We start from the raw sequence: 3,207 nt of genomic DNA on the forward strand, positions 1-3,207 counted from the left end.
CGGTCGCAAGACCGATCCAGTGTTGTCGTTGGTGGTGTGGACTCTCAAGCGTGAGGTAAGGGCAATTCGTGGATGCCTTGGCATGTACAGGCGATGAAGGACGTGGCACGCTGCGATAAGCGTCGGTGAGCTGTGAGCAAGCTTTGACCCGACGATTTCCGAATGGGGAAACCCACCTATCCGATTAATCCTGAGTGTTGGCAACGACGTTCAGGGTTAATGGGACAAGGTATCTCTTAACTGAATACATAGGTTTCGAGAAGCGAACCCGGCGAACTGAAACATCTCAGTACCCGGAGGAAAAGACATCAACCGAGATTCCGTTAGTAGTGGCGAGCGAACGCGGACCAGGCCAGTGCCTGGATTTCAACTAGCAGAACAGCGTGGAAAAGCTGACCATAGCGGGTGACAGTCCCGTATGCGAAAGTGATAATTCAGGACTCGAGTAGGGCGGAACACGTGTAATTCTGTCTGAACATGGGGGGACCACCCTCCAAGCCTAAATACTCGTACATGACCGATAGCGAACTAGTACCGTGAGGGAAAGGTGAAAAGCACCCCGATGAGGGGAGTGAAACAGTACCTGAAACGGATTGCCTACAAGCAGTTGGAGCTCTCTTGAAGAGTGACAGCGTACCTCTTGCATAATGGGTCTGTGACTTAATCTGTCAAGCAAGCTTAAGCCGTTAGGTGTAGGCGCAGCGAAAGCGAGTCTGAATAGGGCGACCATAGTTTGACGGATTAGACCCGAAACCCGGCGATCTAGGCATGACCAGGATGAAGGTGGGGTAACACCCACTGGAGGTCCGAACCGATTAACGTTGAAAAGTTACCGGATGAGTTGTGTTTAGGGGTGAAAGGCCAATCAAGCCGGGAAATAGCTGGTTCTCCGCGAAAACTATTGAGGTAGTGCCTCGGATGGACACCTTATGGGGTAGAGCACTGGATGGTTGCGGGGGTCGCGAGATCTACCAACACTAACCAAACTCCGAATACATAAGAGTGATATCCGGGAGACAGACGGCGGGTGCTAAGGTCCGTCGTCAAAAGGGAAACAGCCCTGACCTACAGCTAAGGTCCCCAAGTCGTGTCTAAGTGGGAAAGCATGTGGGAATCCCAAAACAACCAGGAGGTTGGCTTAGAAGCAGCCATCCTTTAAAGAAAGCGTAACAGCTCACTGGTCTAAACAAGGGTTCCTGCGGCGAAGATGTAACGGGGCTCAAGACACGCACCGAAGCTTAGGGTGTGCACTTTGTGCACGCGGTAGCGGAGCGTTCCGTACGCCTGTGAAGCGGCCTGGTAATGGGTCGTGGAGGTATCGGAAGTGCGAATGCAGACATGAGTAGCGATAAAGAGGGTGAGATGCCCTCTCGCCGAAAGACCAAGGGTTCCTGCGCAAGGCTAATCCGCGCAGGGTGAGCCGGCCCCTAAGACGAGCCCGAAGGGGGTAGTCGATGGGAACCACGTTAATATTCGTGGGCCTGGTGGTGTGTGACGGATGGCGTGTGTTGTCGGATCTTATCGGATTGATCCGGCTTCGAAGCTGTCCCGGGAAATAGCCCCACCGTATAGACCGTACCCGAAACCGACACAGGTGGTCAGGTAGAGTATACCAAGGCGCTTGAGAGAAGTGTCCTGAAGGAACTCGGCAAATTGCCTCCGTACCTTCGGAAGAAGGAGGCCCCAACTAGGCGCAAGCTCTGTTGGGGGGCACAGGCCAGGGGGTAGCGACTGTTTAGCAAAAACACAGGGCTCTGCTAAGTCGGCTTCAAGACGACGTATAGGGCCTGACGCCTGCCCGGTGCCTGAAGGTTAAGTGGAGGGGTGCAAGCTCTGAAATGAAGCCCAGGTAAACGGCGGCCGTAACTATAACGGTCCTAAGGTAGCGAAATTCCTTGTCGGGTAAGTTCCGACCTGCACGAATGGCGTAACGACTTCCCCACTGTCTCCAGGACATGCTCAGCGAAATTGAATTCTCCGTGAAGATGCGGAGTACCCGCGGTTAGACGGAAAGACCCCGTGCACCTTTACTGCAGCTTCAGAGTGGCATTAGGAAAGAACTGTGTAGCATAGGTGGGAGGCTTTGAAGCATCGTCGCTAGATGATGTGGAGCCATAGGTGAAATACCACCCTGTTGTTTTCTGATGTCTAACCTGCGCCCATGAAACTGGGCGAGGGACCCTCTGTGGCGGGTAGTTTGACTGGGGCGGTCGCCTCCTAAAGAGTAACGGAGGCGCGCGAAGGTTGGCTCAGGACGGTTGGAAACCGTCTGTTAGAGTGCAATGGCATAAGCCAGCCTGACTGCGAGACTGACAAGTCGAGCAGAGACGAAAGTCGGTCATAGTGATCCGGTGGTCCCTCGTGGAAGGGCCATCGCTCAACGGATAAAAGGTACGCCGGGGATAACAGGCTGATAACCCCCAAGAGCTCATATCGACGGGGTTGTTTGGCACCTCGATGTCGGCTCATCACATCCTGGGGCTGGAGCAGGTCCCAAGGGTTTGGCTGTTCGCCAATTAAAGTGGTACGTGAGCTGGGTTCAGAACGTCGCGAGACAGTTTGGTCCCTATCTGCCGTGGGCGTCGAAATTTGAGAGGAGTTGACCCTAGTACGAGAGGACCGGGTTGAACGTACCTCTGGTGTACCTGTCGTCGTGCCAACGGCGCAGCAGGGTAGCTATGTACGGACGGGATAACCGCTGAAAGCATCTAAGCGGGAAGCCTCCCTCAAGATAAGATTTCTTAGGACGGTCGGAGACCACGACCTTGATAGATCGGATGTGGAAGCGCGGTAACGCGTGAAGCTAACCGATACTAATTGTCCTATTCGCGCTTGTAGAGTTCACACCGCCAACGTCAGCACTGGCTAGACGTTCACGTGGTTGAAACCGCCCAAGCCTTGAAACACACCGATTTGAAAAAACCAATGTGCACCGCCTTCATTGCCTGGTGGCTATAGCGTTTGTGAACCACCCGATCCCATCCCGAACTCGGCCGTGAAACCAACCTGCGCCAATGGTACTATCGCTCAAGCGATGGAAGAGTAGGTCGTCGCCAGGCATTGAAGCCGGTGCACATCACAATGTCTCAAATATCCTTACCCCTTCCGCCCAAATCGGCGAACAAGGTGTCGCGGGGTGGAGCAGCCCGGTAGCTCGTCAGGCTCATAACCTGAAGGTCACAGGTTCAAATCCTGTCCCCGCAACCA

General features: G+C 54.2%; 1 tRNA gene and 2 rRNA genes. All 3 read left to right on the top strand.

Going from position 1 to position 3,207, the window contains the following annotated elements:
- The first annotated feature begins 45 nt into the window (after positions 1 to 45).
- The 3 genes from ASE78_RS07745 (at position 46) to ASE78_RS07755 (ending at position 3,207) form a co-directional block, all read left to right on the top strand.
- Positions 46 to 2,837, top strand: a 23S ribosomal RNA gene (locus ASE78_RS07745).
- A 107-nt stretch (positions 2,838 to 2,944) separates the two neighbouring features.
- A 5S ribosomal RNA gene (gene rrf, locus ASE78_RS07750) occupies positions 2,945 to 3,059 on the top strand.
- A 71-nt stretch (positions 3,060 to 3,130) separates the two neighbouring features.
- Positions 3,131 to 3,207, top strand: a tRNA-Met gene (locus tag ASE78_RS07755).

Origin of the sequence: Sphingomonas sp. Leaf25 (assembly GCF_001421635.1) — a bacterium.
Taxonomy (GTDB): domain Bacteria; phylum Pseudomonadota; class Alphaproteobacteria; order Sphingomonadales; family Sphingomonadaceae; genus Sphingomonas.